The organism is Brevibacillus fluminis (assembly GCF_052072235.1).
Classification (GTDB): Bacteria; Bacillota; Bacilli; order Brevibacillales; family Brevibacillaceae; genus Brevibacillus_D; species Brevibacillus_D fluminis_A.
Genome location: NZ_CM125436.1, coordinates 2407902 through 2428699, shown reverse-complemented (window position 1 = coordinate 2428699; position 20798 = coordinate 2407902). Strand labels below are relative to the sequence as shown.

Here is a 20798-nt window from a genome sequence, read left to right as displayed (position 1 = left end):
AAAGGAGGAATTTCCCGATGTCCCAACAGCATCTCGTCTCTCGCGAATGGCTGCAATCGCACCTTGATGACGCCAACCTGGTAGTGGTCGACTGCCGCTTTACTTTGGGCAAGCCAGGCGTGGGCCTGAATGAATATGTGGAAGCGCATATTCCAGGTGCCTTGTATTTTGACTTGGAGCATGATTTGTCCGGACCGAAAGCCGCACATGGCGGACGCCACCCGCTGCCTTCCGTCGAGCAGCTGCAAACGCTGTTTTCCAACGCGGGCATCGATCAAGATACGTTTGTCGTGGCCTATGATGAGCAGGATTTGGCCCATGCTTCCCGCCTGTGGTGGCTCTTGCGCTACCTCGGTCACGAAAAAGTGGCGGTGCTGAACGGAGGGTTTGCCGGATGGCGCCAGGCCGGGTTACCGACTACCGCAGAGGTTAAACCCGCTCCTGCTGCCAAAACGTTCATCCCGAACGTTCAGCCGCATATGCTGGTCGGGATGGAAGATGTCAAGCAGCGCGACGAAAAAACCGCACTCCTCGATTCACGCGCCCCTGAGCGCTACCGTGGCGAGGTGGAGCCGCTCGATCCGAAGGCAGGCCATATTCCAGGCGCGGCCAATTATTTTTACAAGCATAATTTTGCTCCTGATGGCGAGCTGCTGCCGACCGAAGCGCTGCAGGAACGCTTCCGTGCCGTCAGCGGCAAAGACGAAATCATCGCCTACTGCGGCTCCGGCGTGACGGGTTGCGTCAATGTGCTGGCCCTGTACCAGGCGGGCCGGACGGATGCCAAGCTGTATGCGGGCAGCTGGAGCGATTGGACGAGCTATGCGGACAATCCGGTGGCGACGGGGGAAGAATAAAAAGACGCATCAGCTCCCGCCGGCGGGCTTGCTGATGCGTTTTTCCATTTTTTTGATCTCACCCTTCTTGTTACGGTCTTTTACGCTGGCGAGTGCCGTCAAGATGGCGGAAACGATTCCGCTCCAATTTGAGCATCCGCTTTTGCAAACAGCGCCTTTTGGGCAAGCATGGTCGCCTTTTTGAAAATGCCGGGCGGATACTTGTTGGCGATCGGTGGCAGTTCATTTTCGGAAAAATAGCGCAACTCCCCCATCTCCCCGGTCTGCGTCTGCAAAGCGCCCCCCTTGACTGTACAGGAAAAGACGATCGTCAGGTACTCGACCTGGTGTCCGTTCGGATAAGTAAAACGCTGCTCTTCCCCGCCAAAAACCCCGATGATGCTCTCCGGTATCACCTGCAAGCCGGTTTCCTCCGCAACCTCCCGGCACACAGCTTCGGCTGGTGTTTCCCCGATCTCGATCGCCCCGGCGATGAGGCCCCACTGTTCCTCGTTGTGCTTGCGGCCAAACAAAATGTCATCGTTTTCATTGCGAATGATAGCAGCGACGGCGGGCACGAAAATCAATTGGTTCCCGAGCTTTTGGCGCAGGTCGCGATAATAGGGTGACATGGACATGGTCAACAACTCCTTTGGCTTGGCTATTTTTTTGAAAGATTGAAGAAATTTTGCAAGTCTAGCGATTATCGCCGTTGCCCAGCAAAATCCATTGTCTGTTCTTACTAGTAATTTATGGTATAGTAAACATTACTGCAAAACAATCCGGAATCGGTGGTGAAACGGCAATGGAATATGTAAAAGAAATGCGCAAGCTCATCGGAACGAAGCCGCTTTTGATCTGCGGCGCAGGCGTACTCTTTTTCGATGAAGCAGGGCGCGTGCTGATGTTGCAAAGAAGCGATAACCTTTGCTGGTGTTTCCCTGGCGGTACGATGGATTTGGGCGAACAGCTCGAACAAACCGCACGGCGCGAAGCGCTGGAAGAGACCGGATTGACGGTGCAAGAGATGACCTTGTTCGGTGTTTTCTCGGGCAAGGAGATGCATTACGTGTATCCGCACGGCGATGAGGTGTATGTCGTGGATGTGATTTTCACATGCAACCGGTATGAGGGAACGGTCCAGCTCAATGACGAGAGCATCGGTTATGCTTTTTTCGAGATCGAGCGCCTCCCGGACGAGATCAGTCCCCCCGTCAGGCCGATCGTGCGGGAATTGGTCAACCGATTCGGAAAATCGCGGATGCAAAAAAGCGTTCGCTAACAAGTCAGATCAGGAGGGCGCGTTATGATCGTTGCGGGCTGGTTCGTCGTGACAAGCAGTTATTTCCTCACGTTGTTTTTGGCTTCATGGCTGTATACATGGATCTCCGGATGGCCGACTGACGTGCACCGGGATGTCTCCGGCCTTGTACTTGGTATCGTGATGGTCGTCGTCCCGTACGTCATAGGCGGGATTTACGCCGGGAAAACCGGTCGCACCCGCATGTCAAAAGCTGCGCTGTGGATCAGCCTCGTACCTGCCGTCATGGAAAAAGCGCTGATTCTCCTATTCGGGTCCTGGTTCGTCGTCCTCGGTGGCAGCCCTGTTACCTTGTCCAACATCCTCATGTTTGTCAGCGCAGAGGCGCTCCCGTATTTCACCGTCCCTTACCTGCTGACATTCCCGCTTTCCGTCCTTGTGACCGTTGTCTCGGCGAAAGCAACGGCGGTGAGCGTCGGGAAAATCTGACTCCCGAACAGCTGGAACGGGTCGGGGAGTATCCCGCTGGGGCGCGGCGCACGTGCAAAGAACCGCTGGAATTGCGCGTCCAGCATGTCCGTGACCATCTCCCCCAGATCGAGCGCGGAAGTCCAAGACTTTGTCGCCGTTTTCGCTTTTTGGCTGTATAATCGGATCGCTGCATATTTGCTGACAGACAGGAGGTAGATACGATGATAAAAGGTTTCGGAGGAGTTTTTTGGCGAACGAAGAATCTTGAGGTTGTTAAAAAATGGTATAGCGATGTGCTGAAGATTGACATAGAAAATTGGAATGGGACTGTGATAAAACCCGAATTCGGAAATGAGACGATCTTTTCTTTCTTTACCGAGAATGACCCTTACTTTCCAACCGAACAACAAGTGATGTTAAATTTCCAAGTACATAATCTCGACGAAACGATTGCGCATCTTGAACAAATCGGTGTACCGCTTGCAAAGAAAAAAGAGGTTACTGAATTTGGAAAGTTTATTTGGATTGAAGATCCTGAAGGCCGACTGATCGAGCTTTGGGAGAAATAATGCCGAACCGTGGTGGACGAGTGAGTCAAACAGCAAGCCGCATGTGCAAGCACCCTCGCTTCACACATGCGGCTTCGAAATAACGCCCCGTCTTTATTGCTTCAGCGCTCCGTAGACCACCATGCCGGATACGCTGCCTTTTTTCTCCGCATCCGCTGTAATCGTCACGCTGAGCGAAAAACCATCTTTTTCACCGGACAGCATCGACAGGTCGGCCATTTTCGTTTCGGTGGTATTGGCATACCCGCTGGACTGGAGATAGCCCTGATACAGCTTGGTGACATCCTCGATGGACTGTTCCGCTTCAAACGTCACCGTATAGCTCTTCTGCCCGTTGTTTTCCGTTGCCATGGAAGCGGTGATCACCGCGTTGTCGGGAAACGGGATTTCTTTGGGCAAACCGTCCGGAAGCGAACCTGCCTCCCCGATCTGCAAGCTGGATGTATTCCCCTGCGCGTCCGTCCCCTGGAACGTGACGCCTTTCTGATCGCCATTTACCGTCACAGTGCCTTGCCCGCCATCCGCTGTGGTCACATTCACGCTGCTGCCGTCATTCGCTACCTTCACTTTGCCGCCGTCGCCGGTCGGGATGCTGACGGATGAACATCCGCCCGCGACCATCAGTGCTCCTGCCAACCAAAAGGCCCACATCATTCTCCCGTTCATCGCTGGTACCGTTCCTTTCCGGTGTCGTCAGAGACCATGTAATAAAATGGTAATTTTTCACACAACTAGAGTCAATATCCTTTTTCAATTGACATCAGAACCGTCTTGTATGAAAATGGCAAAGACATTTTCTGCAGGAGGATTTTATGAAGCGCGCATTTGTGCTGTTGCTCCATTTTGGTTATCAGGAAGCGATGTCCTGTTTGTTTCCGGTCAGCATTTTCCTTGCGCTGGCGCTGACGCACCTGATCGATAACCCTGTCATTCCCCGGTACGATCTGCTTTTGCTCTGGTGTCTCGCCATGCAAATTTTCATGGTGAAAAGCGGCCTGGAAACAAAGGACGAGCTGAAAGTGATCACACTGTTTCACGTGATTGGCTTGCTGTTGGAACTGTTCAAGACGCACATGGGCTCATGGAGCTATCCGGATGCGGGCTACAGCAAAATCGCCGGCGTCCCGCTCTACAGCGGCTTTATGTACGCGAGCGTGGCCAGCTACCTGTGCCAGGCATGGCGGCGTCTTGACGTGTCGATTACCGGATGGCCGCGCGCCTGGTTCACCGTTCCTTTGGGCGCGGCGATTTACTTGAATTTTTTCACGCATCACTTTATCGGCGATTTTCGCTGGATTTTGACAGCGCTGATGTTTGTCATTTTTCTGCGCACGCGCGTTCATTTTATCGTACGCGGCGAACCGTTCCGTATGCCGCTCGCGCTGTCCTTCTTTTTGATCGGGTTCTTCATCTGGATCGCCGAAAACATCGCGACGCTGTTCGGCGCCTGGACGTATCCCAACCAGCATGAAGGCTGGCAGCTGGTGTCCCTGAGCAAAATCAGCTCCTGGTTTCTGCTGATCATCGTCAGCTTCATCATCGTCGCCCAGCTCAAGCATGTGAAAGGCAAGCTCTCCGAAGAGAAGAAGGGGCACGGCATTACAGCTGATTGACGGTGACGTCGTTGGCATGGATCACCTGCAAACGGTGCGTGCCTTTCCCGAGGATCGCCTCGCTCACAAACGCGCGGGGCGCTTCCGGCTCGCTGGCGTTTTCCTGATCGGGCGCTTCCGGTTTTGCAGGCGGATCCTGCGTGACGCTGGCCCACTTCAGATTGCCGGCTTCCGGCTGCAGCGCCGAGATCGCGGTGATTCGCACATCGGCTTGCTGCGCCACCTGGACCTTTACGGAGCTGTCGGTGTCAATCGCCCAATTGCTTTGCAATCGCCCGGTCGCTACCTCAATGTCATTGTGCTCACCCCGAATCTCCACATCGATGGATTGCGGCAGCACGATGGTCACGTCTTCATTTGGGTCTGTCCCATTGATTCCGGTTTTGCGCGGCAAATCGTGGAGGTTCACATACATGACCTCCCCGATTGTCTGCACAGACGCATACGCCAACTCGCCCTGTTTGCCCGCTTCCGCCGGTACATTCACCCGCTCCCGGTACTCGCCGAACAAACGCACATTCCGCTCCGCATTCCCTTCCACTCTGATCGGTCTGGCTGCCGTCTGCACCACGATTTTGCTCACGTTTTGCGGCACCGCTTGCTGGATCGTCGGCAATGGCTTGGTCATTTCCACCGACCCGATCGTTTCCTGAACTTCTGCAAGCAGCCCGACGGACGCGAACAAGGTTGTGCCGATGCACATGGTGCCGATAAAGCCGACGAACAAAATGCTGAATACGTCATAGTGCACCGTGACTTTTTCGCTTTTGGACAAAAACACGTACAGCAAGATTTCAACGCCGAGCAAAATGAACACAACCGGCCACCAGCTCATCAGCAGGTTGGTCATGATTTTGGCATCCGTTCGTGAAAAGAAAAACAGCAAGCCGAGCAAGATGAGGGAGACCCCCATCGAGACGGACCCGACACGCCACTTCGTCATTTGCTACACTCCTTTTTTCGGCTTTGAACCGAGCAGTAGTTTGATCCCGCCGCCAATCAGCAAGGTGGAGACGATGAAGGTTTGGAAATACATCTCGATCCACTGGGCAAGCCGGGACGCTTTCGGATAAAATTGCCCCAAAATGTCAAACAACACTTGATCCAGCAAATAATAGCCGCCAAGAATCAGCAGGACGATTCCCAACCAGCGCTGATGGTTGGGCAGCCATTTGACCACAGGCACATCCTGGGCTTCCCCCCGGTTGTAACGGGCCAGCTGCTGCAGCGCGTCAAAGAAGCTGTAAAACCAGATCAGCGGAATCAAAAAGAGAAACAGGGACAGCCGCAGCACATCCAACACATAAATGGACAACAGAAAGCCGACCATCAGCTGGAAGCCGCGCTTTTGCAAGCCCAAATACATATGGCCTGCGCCAGGAAAAGCGGAGAGAAAAATCGCCAGGATACGGCTTTTTTTGCCTTCCTCCCGATTTTGCTCGAAATCCTCGAAAACGGTCCGGTCAACCAGCGCCTCGCCGCGATGTTTGCGATTCACCAGTTGCACCGCATCGAACAGCGCATACAGCCAAATCACCGGCAATACGCCGAGAAAGACCAGGAAGCCGGATTGGTGTGTGAGCGCCGTCACGAACAAAATCATCACCAAGGTGCCGAAAAAGCCGACGAGGAACGTGACGCCCCGGTTCATCAGGCCCAGCTGAAAATGAGCGAGTCCTGGAACCGGCGACAGCAGGATCGTGTAAAAGCGCTCGCGCTGCTCGACTGCGCCTTGTCCGGGCATCTTCCCAAGCCCAAGCTCGCTCGACTGCGCTGCTGCAACCGCTGGCCGCCTCGCCAAAAACACGAGCACATCGATGACATTGATGATCCATGTCACGATCGAAATGATCCCGAGCACCATCGGCTTGCCGTCGTTCATCGCGAACGAGAGCATGATGCCGAGAAACAATGGTCCAAAAAAGCAAAGCGCGTAGACAAGCGCACGCACATTGCGCTGCAAATAGAGATGGGCTGCCCCCGGAATGGCGGACAGGAAAAAGGCGATAATCCCATTTTTATTCACCCGTTTTGCCTCCTTTAGTTATGGGATGTAGTTGGTCAAGAAACGCTGTCGTCTTCTGCATCAATTGATCGGTCACGGAACGATGCTGCTTCGCGCCTGCGATGCTGTTCCACTGGTTTGAGTGGGCGAGCAGCTGGGAAAACAGGCCTGTCGTCATGAGCAAGAGCGTGATACATGCCGCCAGACCGTAATGGAACAACGTCTGCCGGTAAAACGGCTTGGCCGCCGGTTTGTGTGCGGGAATCGCTTCTGCTACTTCCGGCACGCTCGGTGCAGCTGGCTGGGCAAGCTCATCCAGGCACGCCATGTACACTTCAAGGCATTCGTCACACGAATAGAGATGATCTTCATAACGCTCCCTCTCCTGATCCGAAAGCTGATTCAAAATGAACTGCTGCCACTGGCTTCGCGTCATATGGTTGGTTTGCGTCATGGTTCCTCCCTCCAGTTCTTGCGCATCAGCTGCTTGGCGCGATATAAGGCTGACTCGACGGTTTTGGTTGCGACACCCGTCTCCGCCGCGATTTCCTTGTACGATTTCCCCTCAAAATAGTAGGCATAGACGGCGCGGCGATGGCTGGGCGACAGCTCCTGCAAGCAATCGTGCAGCTGGAGCTGTTTTTCCTTCTGCAAGAGCGGGGCCTCGGCATCTTCGGCGATTGCATCGCTGGACACGACCTCTTCCATCCGCTCCTCCAACTCTTCATTTCTGCGCCGCTGCTTCCGTTTCGCATCAATCGCCTTGTTGACGGCGATACGGGTGATCCACGTTTTAAACCCTTGTGACCGATAGTGAGGGAGAGACAGATAGATTTGGATGAAAACTTCTTGTGTCACATCTTCCGCATCTTTGGCGTGATGAAGCACGGAGTAGACAACCTGGTACAAATATGTGCGGTACGTTTCGACAAACAGCCGAAAAGCCGCTTCATCGCCTTCGATCATTTTTTCGATGTGCTGATCAGCAAAAATCGGTCTCCCCTCCTCTCTCACTTCAATAGACGCACGCCCTGCAAAAAACCCTGCATGCTGCGCTAAAAAATTTTTTCATTCGGTTTACTTGCCTAGTAGAGGACTGATTTCCCTTGCAAAACGTCACATTCTTTCAAGGAGCACGTCTGAATTCTGTGGTAAAAAGTAGAAAAAAGAATCGATAAAGGAGCCAATGCGATTTTGTTTTATCAAGATCGGCTTGATCGCGCGGAAACCAGCTCTCCTTGCATTACTCTTTCGTATCTGGCTCAAATTGCCAGAGTTGAAAAAAGAAAAAATGACTTCAGTGAGTTTGTCGCCCTTGGATATGGTCGAACTACTTCTCAAGGAGCGGGTAAAGGAGAAGACCGGGACTCCTTGTACGAAAGGGGTTCCGGTCTTCTACCTGATTATCACTGAACAACTGCTTCAAGGCCGTCCTTTTCGGCTTGTATACTTGATCCAAAAATTGGTAACATTCATGAAAAATCCAATGAATAAACAAATGGTGTATTCCGCTCCCATACTTCCATCCGGCATTTATTGCAGCGGATCTTGTTCTTGCACCTTATCTGCTTGGATAAAGAGATCCTTTTCAGGATTCGCTGAGGGGGTGGTATATTGTACAGAAGCGTTTACTCGACTGCCGATCAATTGAATTGCTTGTTTCAGTTCTTCAATGTCTTTTTTTGTAGCGGCAGCGTATGCAGGGTCCATGTCCAAGCCGAGTCTACCACTCGCTTCAAGTGTGGCAAACCGTATTTGGGATATATCCGTGATCTTTTCAACACGTATGCGCATTTTCAGCTCATCCACTGTCATTCGAGCGCGTTTTAAATTTTGGTGATTAATTACTCCATTCTTGATCAGAACGATAGGCTCTCCCATCACCCACCGTTTCAACTTGGGAAAAAAGATTTCCAAATAAGTCATGCTTAACATCAGCAATATCAGAACGGCTCCCACATAGATGCAGATCCACAAATTTTTTGATTTAAGGGGCTCAACTAATACGGAAGCAAGCCCGATCATAATGACCACCTCATCCACTCTCATGGATGAAATTGATTGTTTTCCACTGATTCGAAACAAAACGTTTGCCGCCAAAAACAAGATGATAGCCTGCAACCAATAGGGCACGTTTATCCCTCCTTTTTCAACCCTTTTTCGACTATTATTACGTTTTCGTAACAATTTTATCCAGAGATCATCGCGCCCCGCCAAGTCTATCCCTTCCACCAAACAGCAACAGAAAGCAAACGTGGTAGCATCGCATTTTTCAAAGAAGTTTCTAGCATTCCCTGCTGCAAAAGCAAACCCGCCAGGCAGCGCATCCTGACGGGTTTTTGTTATACTGACTCCTCTTTTTCTACACATACGGCAGCCGCTCGGTCCGTTCGGGATGAACCAGATCGGCGACGGCATCGTACAGATTCGGCGGGTATTCCGCCAACCGGTGGCACAGGTACAGATACCATTCCACGCCATACGGCACATACACCCGAGTCTTGCAGCCGTTGAGCTTTTGCGCCAGTAACCGCTCCGCCGCGATCCCGTAGAGCATTTCCAGCTCGACATGCGGCTCTTTCAGCAGGTTTGCCGCATTCAGGCGATCAAGCGCTCGCTGGTCATGCGTTGCGATCGAGACAGGCTTCCCTGCCTTGATAAGCCGTTTCGCGAAATCCACGTACCGTTCAAGCAACGCTTCCGAACGCGGCAGCGCCACCTCCGCAGGCTCAAGAAACGCGCCTTTGACAAGCCGGATGCGTCCGGGAACCGCCAGCAGCTTGTGCAAATCGTCTGCGCTTCGGTGCTGATGGGCCTGGATCGTGATCCCCAGCACATCCGGGTAGGCAGCCGCCGCTTCCGTATACAGCTCCAAAATCGCCCCGGTTTTCTCCGCCTCCTCCATGCTGACCATCAAGACGATGCCTCGCTTGCTCGCTTCTTCCGCCAATTCATGGAGGTGCCTAGCAGCCAGCCGTCGGTCGACGCTAAGCCCGATATGCGAAAGGTCAAACGAGACGGTCGTTTCTTTTGACAGCTTCTCACCCCGACGGATCAGCTGCAGAAACTCCGCTTTTGCCGCCATGCATGCTTCCGGCGAATCCGTATTTTCCCCGATGAACTCGAGCGAGACCGCATATTCATGTGCGACGATCGCAACCGCTACGGTGAGCGCATCCTCGATCGTCTCGGCCGGAACGTATCGCTTGGCAGCCCGCCGCAGCAGCGGGAACCATTCGGACTGCTGGACATACGCTTTCAACTGCGAATTGCGGGCGATCTCCTTTAAAGCTGCCGCCGCTTGTGCTCCCTCTTTTATCATCATGTACACTTCCTTTTTTTCACTGTTTGTCTGTACAATACAGGAAGAAAGTGGCCGCCAGTAGATCCACTGTTCATGAAAAATGATGGTGCCACTTATAAAGGAGCGATGGACGTTTGTTTCTGACCGTCGACCGGACATCGGAACTTCCGCTGATCCGGCAAATTTTTGAACAAATTCGGGGTAACATTTTAAGCGGGGCATGGAAAGCCGGCGAAAAGCTGCCCTCCACGCGGGAGCTGTCCAAATCGCTGCACGTGTCGCGCAACGTGGTGCTGGAAGCGTATGAGCTGCTTTTTGCGGAAGGGTTTATCCACGGGCATCACGGCTCCGGCACGTATGTGAGCGAGGGGGCTTGCTTGCCCCATTACCAGTCACCTCTTCCCGCTGCTTCCGCTCCTGCTGCAGCGCTAGCCCAGCCAGCGATCGATTTTCGCTCCGGCATCCCGGATCTCACGCTTTTTCCCCGGCGTCGTTGGGGCCGCCTGTTGCAAGAGGTGTCGCTCACGGCAGATGCGGACGCGTTTGGCTACGGCAAGCCGGAGGGGCGCCCGGAGCTGCGGGAGGAGTTGGCCCGCTATCTCGGCAGGGTGCGCGGCGTAACGTGCAGCCCGGAAGAGATCGTGATTACGTCCGGCACGACACAGGCGCTCGCGCTCGCCGCCCGGCTGCTTCTGCAGCCAGGCGATGAAGCTGTCATCGAGGACCCGATCACACGCGACATTCAGGCGATCATCAGCGCTACCGGCTGCGTGCTGCATCCGGTTCCGGTGGATGCGCAAGGGATGCGCACCGATCTGCTGCCGGATGCGACTGGACCTAAGCTGGTGTTCGTGACGCCGTCCCACCAGTTTCCACTGGGCGGGACACTCCCCATCCAGCGCCGCATTCAACTGCTTCAATACGCACAACAAGCGGGAGCGTATGTGGTCGAGGACGATTATGACAGCGAATTTCGCCATGCGGGTCCGCCGATCAGCTCCTTGCAAGGATTGGCCCCCGAACGCGTGATTTATGTCGGCACCTTCAGCAAAATTCTCTCGCCTGCCTTGCGCATCGGCTATCTCGTGCTGCCGACCGCATTGGTGACGCGGTGCCGCGAGCTGAAATGGTTTGCCGATCTGCATACCGCCTCGTTTACACAGCTGGCTTTGGCCCGCTTCCTCGCCGAGGGGGATCTTGCCCGCCATATCAACCGGATGAAAAAGCTGTACCGCAAGCGGCGCGATTGTCTCATCAGCGCCTTGCGCCATCAATTCGGGGAGCGCGTGGCGATCAGCGGCGAATCGACGGGGATGCATTTGATCGCCACGTTTGCCGGACACTGCTTCGCCCCCGCTTTTTTTGAGCGGGCAGCCCGCGCCGGTGTGCTGGTGTATCCGGTGGAAGCACATGCCATCGTTTCCGGGCGGCACGATGGGCGGTTGATTTTGGGCTATGGTCATTTGCAGGAAGAGCAGATCGCGGAGGGAATCCGAAGGCTGGGGGAAGCAATCTCGCTTGGGGATCAATAAAAACAAGCCGGTATGCATGCAAAAAACCGATGATTCCCGTCTACACGAAATCATCGGTTTTCCATTAGGTGGCGTCCACGCCAACCGCTTCGCTGATGTGCTGAAACCCGTCTCTTGCCAGCAGCTTGATAAGCTCCTTGTTGATTTGTTTGGCAATTCCCGGCCCTTGATAAATCATCCCGGTATAGACTTGCACAAGACTCGCGCCAGCGCGAATTTTGCTGTAGGCGTCCGCTCCGGTAAAAATCCCGCCAACGCCGACAATCGGCACTTGACCGCCCACTTCCTGATAAATCGCCTTGATCCACTGTGTGGAACGGTCCGTCAGCGGTCTTCCGCTCAAGCCTCCTGCCTCCCCGGCTTTCGGATGGTTCCCGACCGCTTCGCGCGACACCGTCGTATTGGTCGCAATGAGGCCCGAAATGCCTTCCTCGACAGCGGCATGGACGACATCATGCATCTGCTCGTCTGCCATGTCTGGCGCTACTTTCAAAAGAATCGGCTTTTTCTTCATGCCGCGCCCTTCCAGTTCCGCCGCTTTTTCGCGCACCGCACGAATGAGCGCGCGCAGGTTTTCCGTTTCCTGCAGATCGCGCAGGTTCGGTGTGTTCGGCGAGCTGATGTTGATGACGAAATAATGGCCGTACGCATACAGCATGTCCATGCATTTGCTGTAGTCGCTGACGGCTTCCTCGTTTGGCGTCAGTTTGTTTTTCCCGATGTTGATGCCGATCGGCACATCGGAATACGCATAGTCGACCAGTCGTTGAGAAGCGAGATAGGCCCCCTGATTATTGAAGCCCATCCGGTTGATCAAGGCTTGGTGCTCGGGCAGGCGAAACACGCGCGGCTTCGGATTGCCCGGCTGTCCTTGCGGGGTGAGCGTCCCGACCTCGACAAACCCGAAGCCAAGCGCCCCAAGCGCGTGGTACACTTCTGCATTTTTGTCAAAACCCGCTGCCAATCCGACCGGATTCGGAAAGGTGATGCCCCACAGCTTCGTCTCCAGCCGTTCGTCGCGAATTTGGTAGATCATTTTCAATATGGCTTTGCCCGGAGCAGAATCTTCTACCAGTCTCAGGGAATGAATCGTCTTCTCATGAATCTCTTCAGGTTCCTGCTGAAACAGATACTTTCGTATAAGCTGATACATCTTGGCTGCACTCCTTACTCCGTTTTTCTCATAGTAGGATACCATACTTTCATAGAATGGGTAGTGATAGAACAGAAAAAAGGCCCCTCCAAAAAGAGGGACCTTGCCTCGATTGCTGCCGTATTTGTCCTAGACGGTTGTCTGGCGCAAGCCGAGCGAGCTTTCGTGGAAATTGAGTTTTGGATATTTGTCGACTGCCATGCGGAGCTGGTATTCGCTTTCGAACAGCATAACCGGGCGATCGTAACGGTCGCGCACGATTTGACTGCGGGAACGCAATTGGTCGATGGTCGCCTTGTCGCCGTCGACCCAGCGAGCGATTTGATACGGCAGGCGCTGCAGCATGATGTCCACGCCGTATTCCGCTTTCAGCCGGTATTCCAGTACCTCGAACTGCAGAACGCCGACCACGCCGAGGATCAGATCGTCCATCGGGAAGGTACGGAACAATTGAACCGTTCCTTCCTCCGTGAGCTGCATGATCCCTTTTTGGAACTGCTTGTGCTTCATCGCGTCTTTCACCGTCACCTTGGAGAAAAACTCCGGCGAGAAGTGCGGCATTTCCTCAAACTCAAACGATTCGCCCAGACAGAGCGTGTCGCCAATTTGGAAAATGCCCGGGTCGAACAGCCCGATGACATCCCCTGCGAACGATTCTTCGACGATCGCGCGGTCCTGCGCCATGAACTGCAGCGGCTGCGCCAGCTTGACTTCCTTGTTCAGACGGACGTGTTTGACCGCCATCCCGCGCTCGAAGCGTCCGGAGCAAATCCTCAGGAATGCCACGCGGTCGCGGTGCGCCGGGTTCATGTTCGCCTGGATTTTGAAAACAAAACCGGAGAACGGGCGCGTATACGGGTCGATTTCCCCGATATTGCTCTTTTTCGCTGTTGGCGCCGGCGCCATCTCCAGGAAGTTGTCCAGGAAAGTCTGCACGCCGAAGTTGTTGATCGCGCTGCCGAAAAAGACCGGCGTCAACTGCCCTTTGGCAATCAGCTCTTCGTTGAAATCATCGCCTGCCACATCGAGCAGCGAGACCTCGTCTTGCAACTGCTGCCACAAGTCCGCGCCCGCACGCTCGCCGATCAGCGGATCATCCGCGCCGGATACGTCCACGAACTTGATTTCGCTATGGTCGCTGCCTTGCACATACAGCTCGACGCGCGATTTATGCCGGTCATAAACGCCGCAGAAATGGCTGCCCATCCCGATCGGCCAGTTCATCGGATACGAGCGGATGCCCAGCACGCGCTCGATTTCCTCCAACAGCTCAAACGGATCTTTCCCGTGACGGTCGAGCTTGTTGACGAACGTAAAAATCGGAATCCCGCGCATCCGGCACACTTTAAACAGCTTGATCGTCTGCGCCTCCACGCCTTTCGCCACGTCGATGATCATCACGGCCGCGTCCGCCGCGGTCAGCGTCCGGTATGTATCTTCACTGAAGTCCTGGTGACCCGGCGTATCCAGAATGTTGATATGGTGTCCCTCATATTCGAAGTCCATTGCACTGGAGGTGACGGAGATTCCGCGCTTTTTTTCGATCTCCATCCAGTCAGATGTCGCATGCTTCGAGTTTTTCCGTCCTTTGACCACGCCCGCTTCCCGGATGGCTCCGCCGAAATAGAGCAGTTTTTCGGTCATGGTTGTTTTCCCTGCGTCCGGGTGGGAAATAATAGCAAACGTGCGCCGTTTGGCAATTTCCTCTGCCCATTTGGGATTCATCTGGCTCATTTACATTTCTCCTAGGCTCAAAAGTGGTTCTTCCATCAGTACGATTATACAGACAAATGGGGCAGCATGAAAGTAGGTAGCAAAAGATGTAGGTTATGGTATAATCGGAATTAATAAAATTTTTTTTACTACATAACCGCAAGGAGGTATTTCCCGCAATGTCTACAACCCAGGAAACATTGGTCAAATCGTTTCGTGAGTATGTCAACAAGCTGGTCACGTACTCGCAAGCCATCGCTGTCTTGAGCTGGGACCTGCGCACCAAAGCGCCCCGCAAAGGAACGGAAGCCCGCTCCCATGTCATCGGCATGCTGTCCGGCGAGCATTTCAAGCTGGCGACATCTCCGCAGATGGAGGAATACTTGCTTGCTTTGGAGGAGCCGGCGGTATTTTCGACCCTCGATCCGATTTTGGCGAAAACCGTTCAGGAATGCCGCAAAGAGTTTGACCGTTCCAAAAAGCTGCCTGCGGACCGCTATCAAGAGTATGTCGTGCTGACCGCAACGTCCGGCTCGGTTTGGGAGGAAGCTCGTCCGAAAAACGATTTCGCCGCCTTCCGCCCATACCTGGAAAAAATCGTCGCTTTCCAGCAAGAATTCATCGGCTATTGGGGCTACACCGGCCACAAATACAACGCGCTGCTCGATATGTATGAACCAGGCATGACCGTCGCCCAGCTCGATCCGATGTTTGCGACGCTGCGGGCCAAAACGGTCGATCTCGTCGCCGCCATCGCGGCATCGCCCAACCAGCCTGACACCAGCTTCCTGACCAAGCATTACGAGCCAAGCGAGCAGGAGAAATTCAACCGCTTCATCGTCGAGCAGATCGGCTACGATTTCGCTGCCGGCCGCCTCGATGTCAGCGCGCATCCGTTCTGCACCACGTTTGCGCCGACCGATGTGCGTATCACCACCCGCTTCGTGCCAAACGATCTGCGCACCGCCCTGTTCGGCAGCATTCACGAGACCGGGCACGCGATTTACGAGCAAAACATCTCGATGGACCTGTTCGGCACGCCGCTGTGCGACGGCACATCGATGGGCATCCATGAATCCCAGTCCCGCTATTGGGAAAACATGGTCGGCCGCAGCCTGCCGTTCTGGAACCATTTCTACGGCGCGCTGACCAAGCAGTTCCCAACTCAGCTCGAAGGCGTCAGCGTAGAGAGCTTCTACCGCGCCGTCAACCAGGTGACACCGTCGCTCATCCGCATCGAAGCCGATGAGGTTACCTACAACCTGCACATCATGATCCGCTACGAGCTGGAAAAAGGCTTGATCGAAGGCTCGCTCGCGGTGGAAGACTTGCCGCACCTGTGGAACGAAAAAATGCAGGAATATCTCGGCGTCACGCCGGATTCCGACGCAAACGGCTGCATGCAGGACGTGCACTGGTCCGAGGGCTTGTTCGGCTACTTCCCGACCTATTCCTTGGGCAACGTATATGCCGCGCAAATCACCAACACGCTCAAAAAAGAGATCAGCAACTACGACGAGCTGATCGCCTCCGGCCAATTCGCGCCGATCCGCAGCTGGCTGAAGGAAAACATTCATCGTCACGGCAAAATGAAAAGCCCGAACGAGCTTTTGCAAGACATTACGGGCGAGCTGACCAATGCCAACTATCTGGTCGACTATCTGGAGGGCAAATACAAAGCGATCTACCAGCTGTAAACGAACGAAATCTTTTACGCAAGTCCCCGATCACGCCAAACCGGTGCGAACGGGGATTTTTTTCTGCTCTTGACGATGTGAGGAAACCTGACATAAAATATTTGTAACTACAATAGGCGGTGACTTTATGTCAGAAATCACGGTAAGACATGCACATATCTCGGATCTCCCCGCTCTGCTTGCGATCTATAATCACGTTGTACGTACGTCTGCCGCAACGTTTGACCTGGAAGAACAAACGCTGGAACAGCGCGAAAAATGGTTCCACAAGTTCACGGGCCGCTATCCGCTCATCGTAGCCGAACAGGATGGCGCGGTCATCGGCTACGCATCGATCAGCCTGTTTCGCGAAAAACAAGCGTATCAGCAAACCGGAGAATCCTCGATTTATATCCACCACGAGCATCACGGCAAGGGGCTCGGCAAGCTCCTCATGAACGAACTGATCGCACTGGCGAGAGAAAACGATTTTCACGTGCTGATCGCCGGCATTACGGAAGGCAACGATGCGAGCGTGCAGCTGCATCAACGCCTTGGCTTCGAATGGGCCGGCACCTTCCGCGAGGTCGGCTACAAATTCGACCAGTTCCAGGATGTTTCGTTTTATCAGTTGATTTTGAAGTAACCATCGCGATCGTCAAAGAGAAAAGCCGTTTGTCATCCAAACGGCTTTTTCGCATGCCCTCAAGCATCAGTTATTCAGTTGTACTTCCGACGGCCGCGGTACATCCGGCTTTCCTTCCGGGTTGTTGTACCAGTAATCCGGCACATCGCCGATGACAAGCGAGTTGGTGATCGGGATACTCGTGACAACCGTTGTCTGGTCGGTCGCGAACGGTATGACGATCCGCAGCGTCACCTCGACGCGTATGTAGACGGTCACCAGCACCATGTTGATTCCGGCCTCCGCCATTTTGGTCTCCAGGTTGGTTTTCACCGCACCGATCGGTACATACGTGACTGGCAAACTCGGCCCCACCTCGGCCAAAAAGCTGCTGCCCGTCGCCAATCCGATCGGAATGTAATTTTTCGTCGGCTCGAACTCGAACTCATCCAGCGTGTTTTTGATCCGCTCGGTCGTCTCCCCCAAAATTCGCGAATATTCTTTAAAATCCAGATTGATCGCCTTGATCTTGTTGTCCTTATCCTTTTCCATTTTGATGAAATCGTTGTTGTTGATGTTCATCTGCGCGATTTTTTTCGTCACCGCGTCGGAAATGGCGTCTTTGGCCAACTGCTCGGCTTTTTGCTTGGCAATGATCAGGACGGTCGGCTCCAATTTTTGCTCCACAAAAAATAGCGATTGAACCGTGATGACCAGAAAAAGCAAAAACGAAAAAAAATACAGCCGTTTTCGCGAAATCGGAGCCTGCATGCGTCGACGGCGAAACCGAAAAGGAGCCATCGTCCCTCCCCCCATCTCAAAAGAAGTCTATGCGGGAAGGGACAAAAATAACCCACTTGCCGAGAATCGCGGACGCGTTTTACTCAAACGCGCGGCGGGCAGGCCATGACCCTTGCAGCTTGCGGATCATCACGATCTGACCGGTATGACAAGCGTCGTGCAGCACAATGCTGGTCACCATCAAGCCGAGCGGACGGGTCGGATGAGGACGGTCGAATGCCTCCTCAGGCATGGAGGAGAGCAACGCGTGCAGTTCGCGTTGAACGGCCACAAGCCGCTCGCGTGTCGCTTGCCAGGCTGCTTCATCATCCGGCGCCGCATCGACGGCAAACGTGTCATCGTTGGTCATGCCCTGCGGGTCCGTGTAGCCTACCGTCAGCTGTTTGAGCAAGCGCTCCTTGTAAAACAGCAGATGATTGGCCGTCTCCCAGATCGTGTTGGCCGCTTCCCCCTGCGGTCTCCAGCTCGCTTGCGCTGCCGTCACCCCTTCCAAGGCAACGTGCAGCGGCGGATACCAGTCTTCCGTCTCCGTCGTGATCTCCAATTCGTGCAGCAGCAGTTCCATCCGATTCATCCCGAATCCTCCTCGCATTGTCTACTCATTTCTTTTTTTCAGCGGTATAATGGCAAAAAAGAACAATCAATCTCGTAACCATCATAAACAATATAGATCGTTACACCCAAAACGTAACACAGACTGGAAATGATTTCAAGGCATAAGCAGGAGGATTTTTCATGGAATGGATCAGCTTGGATTTTCTGAATAGCGATTGGCGGGATTGGCGCGGCTCTGGACGCCGGGAGAACCGTTTGGAGAAAGCAGAATGGGTGGAATGGTTTTTGGCAAAATGGGACTTGCCCGCCGAGCTATCCGGGATGAGAGATGTGCGTGACTTGACCTTGTTTCGCGAGCGCTTGCGCACCATCGTCGAATACACCGTCGCCGGCGAACCGCTGCGCGATGCGGACATTGTTTTTTTCAACGAAGCTTTGCAGCCGTATTCTTCGTATCCGCAGCTGTCTCGCACAGAAAACGGGTTGCAGCTTACACGAGTGAGCGCACTCAACGGCTGGCCGTACGTCACGGCCCGGATCGCACTTGATTTGGCCGAATTGCTCGCGAAAGGCGATCTGCGCCGGCTGAAAATGTGCGACAATCCGGATTGCCGCTGGTTTTTTTACGACCAAAGCCGCAATCGGGCAGCGCGCTGGTGCGACGACAAATGCTGCGGCAACTTGATGAAGGTGCGGCGTTTTCGCGAAAAAAACAGGTAGCTGCTTTATGCGAAACGTCCTTTTTTGCGATGCCAGAGTAGTTGCGTACGTGTACACAAAAAAGCCAACGGTCCTATTAAGGCGTTGGCTTTTTTGCTTGCTTTCCATTGTCAGCGCGTCGGCTGCAGCAACGCTTGCTTGCGTACGTACTGGGTCAGCTCGACGGTCATCTGGTAATAGTTGAACGGCGTGATCAAGTAAATGCCTTTGAAATAGCTCATGGCTACATCCAAAAGCTCCTTGGCCATCTGGATGCCTTCTTGGCGGGCCGCTTCTCCCTCCACGTTTTTCATGCGCTCCAAGGCCATGTCGGAAAGCTTGATTCCCGGCACTTCGTTGTGCAAAAACTGCGCATTGCGGTAGCTCGTGAGCGGCATGATGCCGATAAAAATCGGGATGTCGATGTGCTTGGTCGCATCATGGATCAATTTGATCGTCTCCGCGTCGTAAACCGGCTGCGTCATGATGTAGTCGGCGCCCGCTTCCACCTTGCGTTCCAGTCGCTGGACGGCCGCCTCGATCTGGCGCACATGCGGGTTAAACGCTGCACCGACCAGGAAATTGGCTTTTTGCTTCAGCGGCCGCCCGGAGAACGATATGCCCTCGTTAAGCTGCTTGATCATTCGGATGAGGTCGAATGACGTGACATCGAAGACGGAGCTTGCTCCCGGCAGATCGCCGAAGCGGGATGGGTCGCCTGTCACGACCAGCACCTGGTCGATTCCGAGCGCATGCAAGCCCATCAGATGCGACTGCTGGCCGATCAGATTGCGGTCGCGGCAAGCCAAATGCAAAAGCGGTTCCAGGCCGTATTGACTCTTCATCATCGCACCCAGCGCCATGTTGCTCATCCGTACGTTGGCAAGCGAGTTGTCCGCTAATGTCACGGCATCCGCACCGGCATTGTGCAATTCGCAACAGCCGTGCAAAAAGCCCTCGGCATCCAAATCTTTCGGCGGGTCAAACTCCACGATGATCGTGTGCTGCTGTTTCACCTTGTCGACGATATGCGGCGTACGGCGCAAAGCGACGGTGCCGATCTCGATGCGCGGCTCGGTTGCCGGGCTCGGATTGACCCGTTCGACCGGCGGCAAATCAGCGAGCGCGTCCGCTATCGCCCGAATATGATCCGGCGTCGTCCCGCAGCAGCCGCCGATGATGCTGACGCCTTGGTTGCGCAGCAGCAACGCGCTTTGAGCGAAATAGTCAGGTGACGATTTGTAGGCATATTCCCCATCGGAGAGGCCGAGGCGACCCGCGTTGGGGAATGCCGACAAGAGGATGTTGTCCGGCGTGACGGTTGTTTCAAACGAGCGAATGACTTCTGCCGGACCTAAGCGGCAGTTGAGACCCACGATGTCGGCGCCACTTTGCTGCAGCTGCGCGAATGCCTCGGTGAGCGTATAGCCGTCCCGTGTCCGGCCCACCTCCAGCGTCGCCAGTTGGGCGATGATCGGCAGCTCGGTCAGCGGACGAATCACCTCGACTGCCAGGCGCAATTCATCCAAATCGAGAAACGTCTCCAGCAGGATGCCATCCGCGCCTGCATGGAGGAGCGCCGTTGCCTGCTCCTCGAATTGGTCGCGGTATTCATCCAGCTGCTGGCTGCGGACGCGGCCCGCGATGATGGAGCCGATCCCGCCGATGACGTACGCATCGTCCCCGACCGCCTGGCGGGCGATCGTCACGGCAGCGCGGTTGATCCGCGTCACCTTGCTTTCCAGCCCGTAACGGCCCAGGCTGTCCCGGTTTGCGCTGAATGTGTTCGTTTCGATCAGGCGCGCACCCGCCCGATAATAGGCAGCATGCACGCTTTGCACCAGCTGCGGATTGGATAAGCACAATTCCTCGTAGCTGACGCCGACTGGCACCCCAAGCTGGTACAGCTGTGTCGCCATCGCGCCATCGCCGACCACCAGATGCTCTTTCAAATACTGTTGCAAATTCGGTTTGTTTGCCAATCT

General features: G+C 54.4%; 22 protein-coding genes. 9 read left to right on the top strand and 13 right to left on the bottom strand.

All coding sequences use genetic code 11. From position 1 onward, the window contains the following. Positions 1–17 precede the first annotated feature (17 nt). A complete protein-coding gene (locus ACTID9_RS11980; protein ID WP_441071471.1) occupies positions 18–857 on the top strand; it encodes a sulfurtransferase in 840 nt (279 codons plus the stop codon). 98 nt (positions 858–955) lie between these two features. Here the strand turns inward: ACTID9_RS11980 and ACTID9_RS11975 are convergent, their stop codons facing one another. Continuing rightward, positions 956–1474, bottom strand: a complete 519-nt coding sequence (locus tag ACTID9_RS11975; protein ID WP_441071470.1) for an NUDIX domain-containing protein — start codon at positions 1472–1474, stop codon at positions 956–958. A gap of 167 nt (positions 1475–1641) precedes the next feature. Here ACTID9_RS11975 and ACTID9_RS11970 point away from each other — a divergent pair, with 167 nt between their 5' ends. From ACTID9_RS11970 to ACTID9_RS11960, 3 genes are all read left to right on the top strand, one after another. Further along, the gene (locus tag ACTID9_RS11970; protein ID WP_441071469.1) at positions 1642–2118 is read left to right on the top strand and encodes an NUDIX hydrolase; all 477 of its coding nucleotides are present in this window, start codon (positions 1642–1644) and stop codon (positions 2116–2118) included. A gap of 24 nt (positions 2119–2142) precedes the next feature. Continuing rightward, a complete protein-coding gene (locus ACTID9_RS11965; RefSeq protein ID WP_441071468.1) occupies positions 2143–2586 on the top strand; it encodes a hypothetical protein in 444 nt (147 codons plus the stop codon). A gap of 203 nt (positions 2587–2789) precedes the next feature. Beyond that, on the top strand, positions 2790–3137 hold the full coding sequence (locus ACTID9_RS11960; RefSeq protein WP_441071467.1) for a VOC family protein: 348 nt from the start codon (positions 2790–2792) through the stop codon (positions 3135–3137). Between the two features lie 93 nt (positions 3138–3230). Here the strand turns inward: ACTID9_RS11960 and ACTID9_RS11955 are convergent, their stop codons facing one another. Beyond that, positions 3231–3773, bottom strand: a complete 543-nt coding sequence (locus ACTID9_RS11955; protein ID WP_441071466.1) for a hypothetical protein — start codon at positions 3771–3773, stop codon at positions 3231–3233. 176 nt (positions 3774–3949) lie between these two features. Here ACTID9_RS11955 and ACTID9_RS11950 point away from each other — a divergent pair, with 176 nt between their 5' ends. Continuing rightward, positions 3950–4750 carry a DUF817 domain-containing protein gene (locus ACTID9_RS11950; protein ID WP_441071465.1) on the top strand — a complete coding sequence of 267 codons (801 nt, stop codon included), beginning with the start codon at positions 3950–3952 and terminating at the stop codon, positions 4748–4750. Here the strand turns inward: ACTID9_RS11950 and ACTID9_RS11945 are convergent. From ACTID9_RS11945 to ACTID9_RS11920, 6 genes are all read right to left on the bottom strand, one after another. After that, entirely contained in the window at positions 4737–5693 is a 957-nt protein-coding gene (locus ACTID9_RS11945) for a LiaI-LiaF-like domain-containing protein (RefSeq protein WP_441071464.1), read from the bottom strand. The genes ACTID9_RS11950 and ACTID9_RS11945 overlap by 14 nt on opposite strands. A gap of 3 nt (positions 5694–5696) precedes the next feature. Continuing rightward, positions 5697–6776, bottom strand: coding sequence for a hypothetical protein (locus tag ACTID9_RS11940; RefSeq protein WP_441071463.1), 1080 nt, complete (start codon positions 6774–6776; stop codon positions 5697–5699). Continuing rightward, entirely contained in the window at positions 6769–7209 is a 441-nt protein-coding gene (locus ACTID9_RS11935) for a hypothetical protein (RefSeq protein ID WP_441071462.1), read from the bottom strand. Before ACTID9_RS11935 ends, ACTID9_RS11940 begins: the two co-directional genes overlap by 8 nt. Continuing rightward, a complete protein-coding gene (locus tag ACTID9_RS11930; protein ID WP_441071461.1) occupies positions 7206–7769 on the bottom strand; it encodes an RNA polymerase sigma factor in 564 nt (187 codons plus the stop codon). Before ACTID9_RS11930 ends, ACTID9_RS11935 begins: the two co-directional genes overlap by 4 nt. A 519-nt stretch (positions 7770–8288) precedes the next feature. Then, positions 8289–9125 carry a DUF421 domain-containing protein gene (locus tag ACTID9_RS11925; protein WP_441071460.1) on the bottom strand — a complete coding sequence of 279 codons (837 nt, stop codon included), beginning with the start codon at positions 9123–9125 and terminating at the stop codon, positions 8289–8291. Beyond that, positions 9118–10080 (bottom strand): proline dehydrogenase family protein, encoded by a 963-nt coding sequence (locus ACTID9_RS11920; RefSeq protein WP_441071459.1) that lies wholly within the window; start codon positions 10078–10080, stop codon positions 9118–9120. Before ACTID9_RS11920 ends, ACTID9_RS11925 begins: the two co-directional genes overlap by 8 nt. Positions 10081–10193: 113 nt before the next feature. Between ACTID9_RS11920 and pdxR the strand changes: the two genes are divergently transcribed. Further along, positions 10194–11591 carry a MocR-like pyridoxine biosynthesis transcription factor PdxR gene (pdxR, locus tag ACTID9_RS11915; RefSeq protein ID WP_441071458.1) on the top strand — a complete coding sequence of 466 codons (1398 nt, stop codon included), beginning with the start codon at positions 10194–10196 and terminating at the stop codon, positions 11589–11591. Between the two features lie 64 nt (positions 11592–11655). Here pdxR and ACTID9_RS11910 read toward each other — a convergent pair whose 3' ends face one another. Beyond that, positions 11656–12744 carry a quinone-dependent dihydroorotate dehydrogenase gene (locus ACTID9_RS11910; protein ID WP_441071457.1) on the bottom strand — a complete coding sequence of 363 codons (1089 nt, stop codon included), beginning with the start codon at positions 12742–12744 and terminating at the stop codon, positions 11656–11658. 129 nt (positions 12745–12873) lie between these two features. Further along, positions 12874–14478, bottom strand: a complete 1605-nt coding sequence (locus ACTID9_RS11905; RefSeq protein WP_441071456.1) for a peptide chain release factor 3 — start codon at positions 14476–14478, stop codon at positions 12874–12876. A 158-nt stretch (positions 14479–14636) separates the two neighbouring features. On the opposite strand from ACTID9_RS11905, the gene ACTID9_RS11900 reads away from it, so the two are divergent. Continuing rightward, positions 14637–16154 (top strand): carboxypeptidase M32, encoded by a 1518-nt coding sequence (locus tag ACTID9_RS11900; RefSeq protein WP_441071455.1) that lies wholly within the window; start codon positions 14637–14639, stop codon positions 16152–16154. 127 nt (positions 16155–16281) lie between these two features. Then, a complete protein-coding gene (locus tag ACTID9_RS11895; RefSeq protein ID WP_441071454.1) occupies positions 16282–16779 on the top strand; it encodes an N-acetyltransferase family protein in 498 nt (165 codons plus the stop codon). 66 nt (positions 16780–16845) lie between these two features. Here the strand turns inward: ACTID9_RS11895 and yunB are convergent, their stop codons facing one another. Both yunB and ACTID9_RS11885 read right to left on the bottom strand, forming a co-directional pair. Then, positions 16846–17559, bottom strand: a complete 714-nt coding sequence (gene yunB / locus ACTID9_RS11890) for a sporulation protein YunB (protein ID WP_441071453.1) — start codon at positions 17557–17559, stop codon at positions 16846–16848. Positions 17560–17638: 79 nt separating this feature from the next. Beyond that, the gene (locus tag ACTID9_RS11885; protein ID WP_441071452.1) at positions 17639–18133 is read right to left on the bottom strand and encodes a DinB family protein; all 495 of its coding nucleotides are present in this window, start codon (positions 18131–18133) and stop codon (positions 17639–17641) included. 161 nt (positions 18134–18294) lie between these two features. Between ACTID9_RS11885 and ACTID9_RS11880 the strand changes: the two genes are divergently transcribed. Further along, positions 18295–18834 carry a CGNR zinc finger domain-containing protein gene (locus tag ACTID9_RS11880; protein WP_441071451.1) on the top strand — a complete coding sequence of 180 codons (540 nt, stop codon included), beginning with the start codon at positions 18295–18297 and terminating at the stop codon, positions 18832–18834. A gap of 110 nt (positions 18835–18944) precedes the next feature. Here the strand turns inward: ACTID9_RS11880 and ACTID9_RS11875 are convergent, their stop codons facing one another. After that, positions 18945–20795 (bottom strand): bifunctional homocysteine S-methyltransferase/methylenetetrahydrofolate reductase, encoded by a 1851-nt coding sequence (locus ACTID9_RS11875; RefSeq protein WP_441071450.1) that lies wholly within the window; start codon positions 20793–20795, stop codon positions 18945–18947. Positions 20796–20798: the final 3 nt, after the last annotated feature.

Excerpts from the sequence above, each read along its gene's own strand:
- ACTID9_RS11970 (WP_441071469.1), top strand. The coding sequence starts at position 1,642 with ATGGAATATGTAAAAGAAATGCGCAAGCTCATCGGAACGAAGCCGCTT.
- ACTID9_RS11925 (WP_441071460.1), bottom strand. The coding sequence starts at position 9,125 with ATGTGTAGAAAAAGAGGAGTCAGTATAACAAAAACCCGTCAGGATGCG.
- ACTID9_RS11945 (WP_441071464.1), bottom strand. The coding sequence starts at position 5,693 with ATGACGAAGTGGCGTGTCGGGTCCGTCTCGATGGGGGTCTCCCTCATC.
- ACTID9_RS11980 (WP_441071471.1), top strand. The coding sequence starts at position 18 with ATGTCCCAACAGCATCTCGTCTCTCGCGAATGGCTGCAATCGCACCTT.
- ACTID9_RS11900 (WP_441071455.1), top strand. The coding sequence starts at position 14,637 with ATGTCTACAACCCAGGAAACATTGGTCAAATCGTTTCGTGAGTATGTC.
- ACTID9_RS11950 (WP_441071465.1), top strand. The coding sequence starts at position 3,950 with ATGAAGCGCGCATTTGTGCTGTTGCTCCATTTTGGTTATCAGGAAGCG.
- ACTID9_RS11965 (WP_441071468.1), top strand. The coding sequence starts at position 2,143 with ATGATCGTTGCGGGCTGGTTCGTCGTGACAAGCAGTTATTTCCTCACG.
- ACTID9_RS11910 (WP_441071457.1), bottom strand. The coding sequence starts at position 12,744 with ATGTATCAGCTTATACGAAAGTATCTGTTTCAGCAGGAACCTGAAGAG.
- yunB (WP_441071453.1), bottom strand. The coding sequence starts at position 17,559 with ATGGCTCCTTTTCGGTTTCGCCGTCGACGCATGCAGGCTCCGATTTCG.
- ACTID9_RS11920 (WP_441071459.1), bottom strand. The coding sequence starts at position 10,080 with ATGATGATAAAAGAGGGAGCACAAGCGGCGGCAGCTTTAAAGGAGATC.
- ACTID9_RS11895 (WP_441071454.1), top strand. The coding sequence starts at position 16,282 with ATGTCAGAAATCACGGTAAGACATGCACATATCTCGGATCTCCCCGCT.
- ACTID9_RS11975 (WP_441071470.1), bottom strand. The coding sequence starts at position 1,474 with ATGTCCATGTCACCCTATTATCGCGACCTGCGCCAAAAGCTCGGGAAC.
- ACTID9_RS11880 (WP_441071451.1), top strand. The coding sequence starts at position 18,295 with ATGGAATGGATCAGCTTGGATTTTCTGAATAGCGATTGGCGGGATTGG.
- ACTID9_RS11935 (WP_441071462.1), bottom strand. The coding sequence starts at position 7,209 with ATGACGCAAACCAACCATATGACGCGAAGCCAGTGGCAGCAGTTCATT.
- ACTID9_RS11905 (WP_441071456.1), bottom strand. The coding sequence starts at position 14,478 with ATGAGCCAGATGAATCCCAAATGGGCAGAGGAAATTGCCAAACGGCGC.
- ACTID9_RS11960 (WP_441071467.1), top strand. The coding sequence starts at position 2,790 with ATGATAAAAGGTTTCGGAGGAGTTTTTTGGCGAACGAAGAATCTTGAG.
- ACTID9_RS11885 (WP_441071452.1), bottom strand. The coding sequence starts at position 18,133 with ATGAATCGGATGGAACTGCTGCTGCACGAATTGGAGATCACGACGGAG.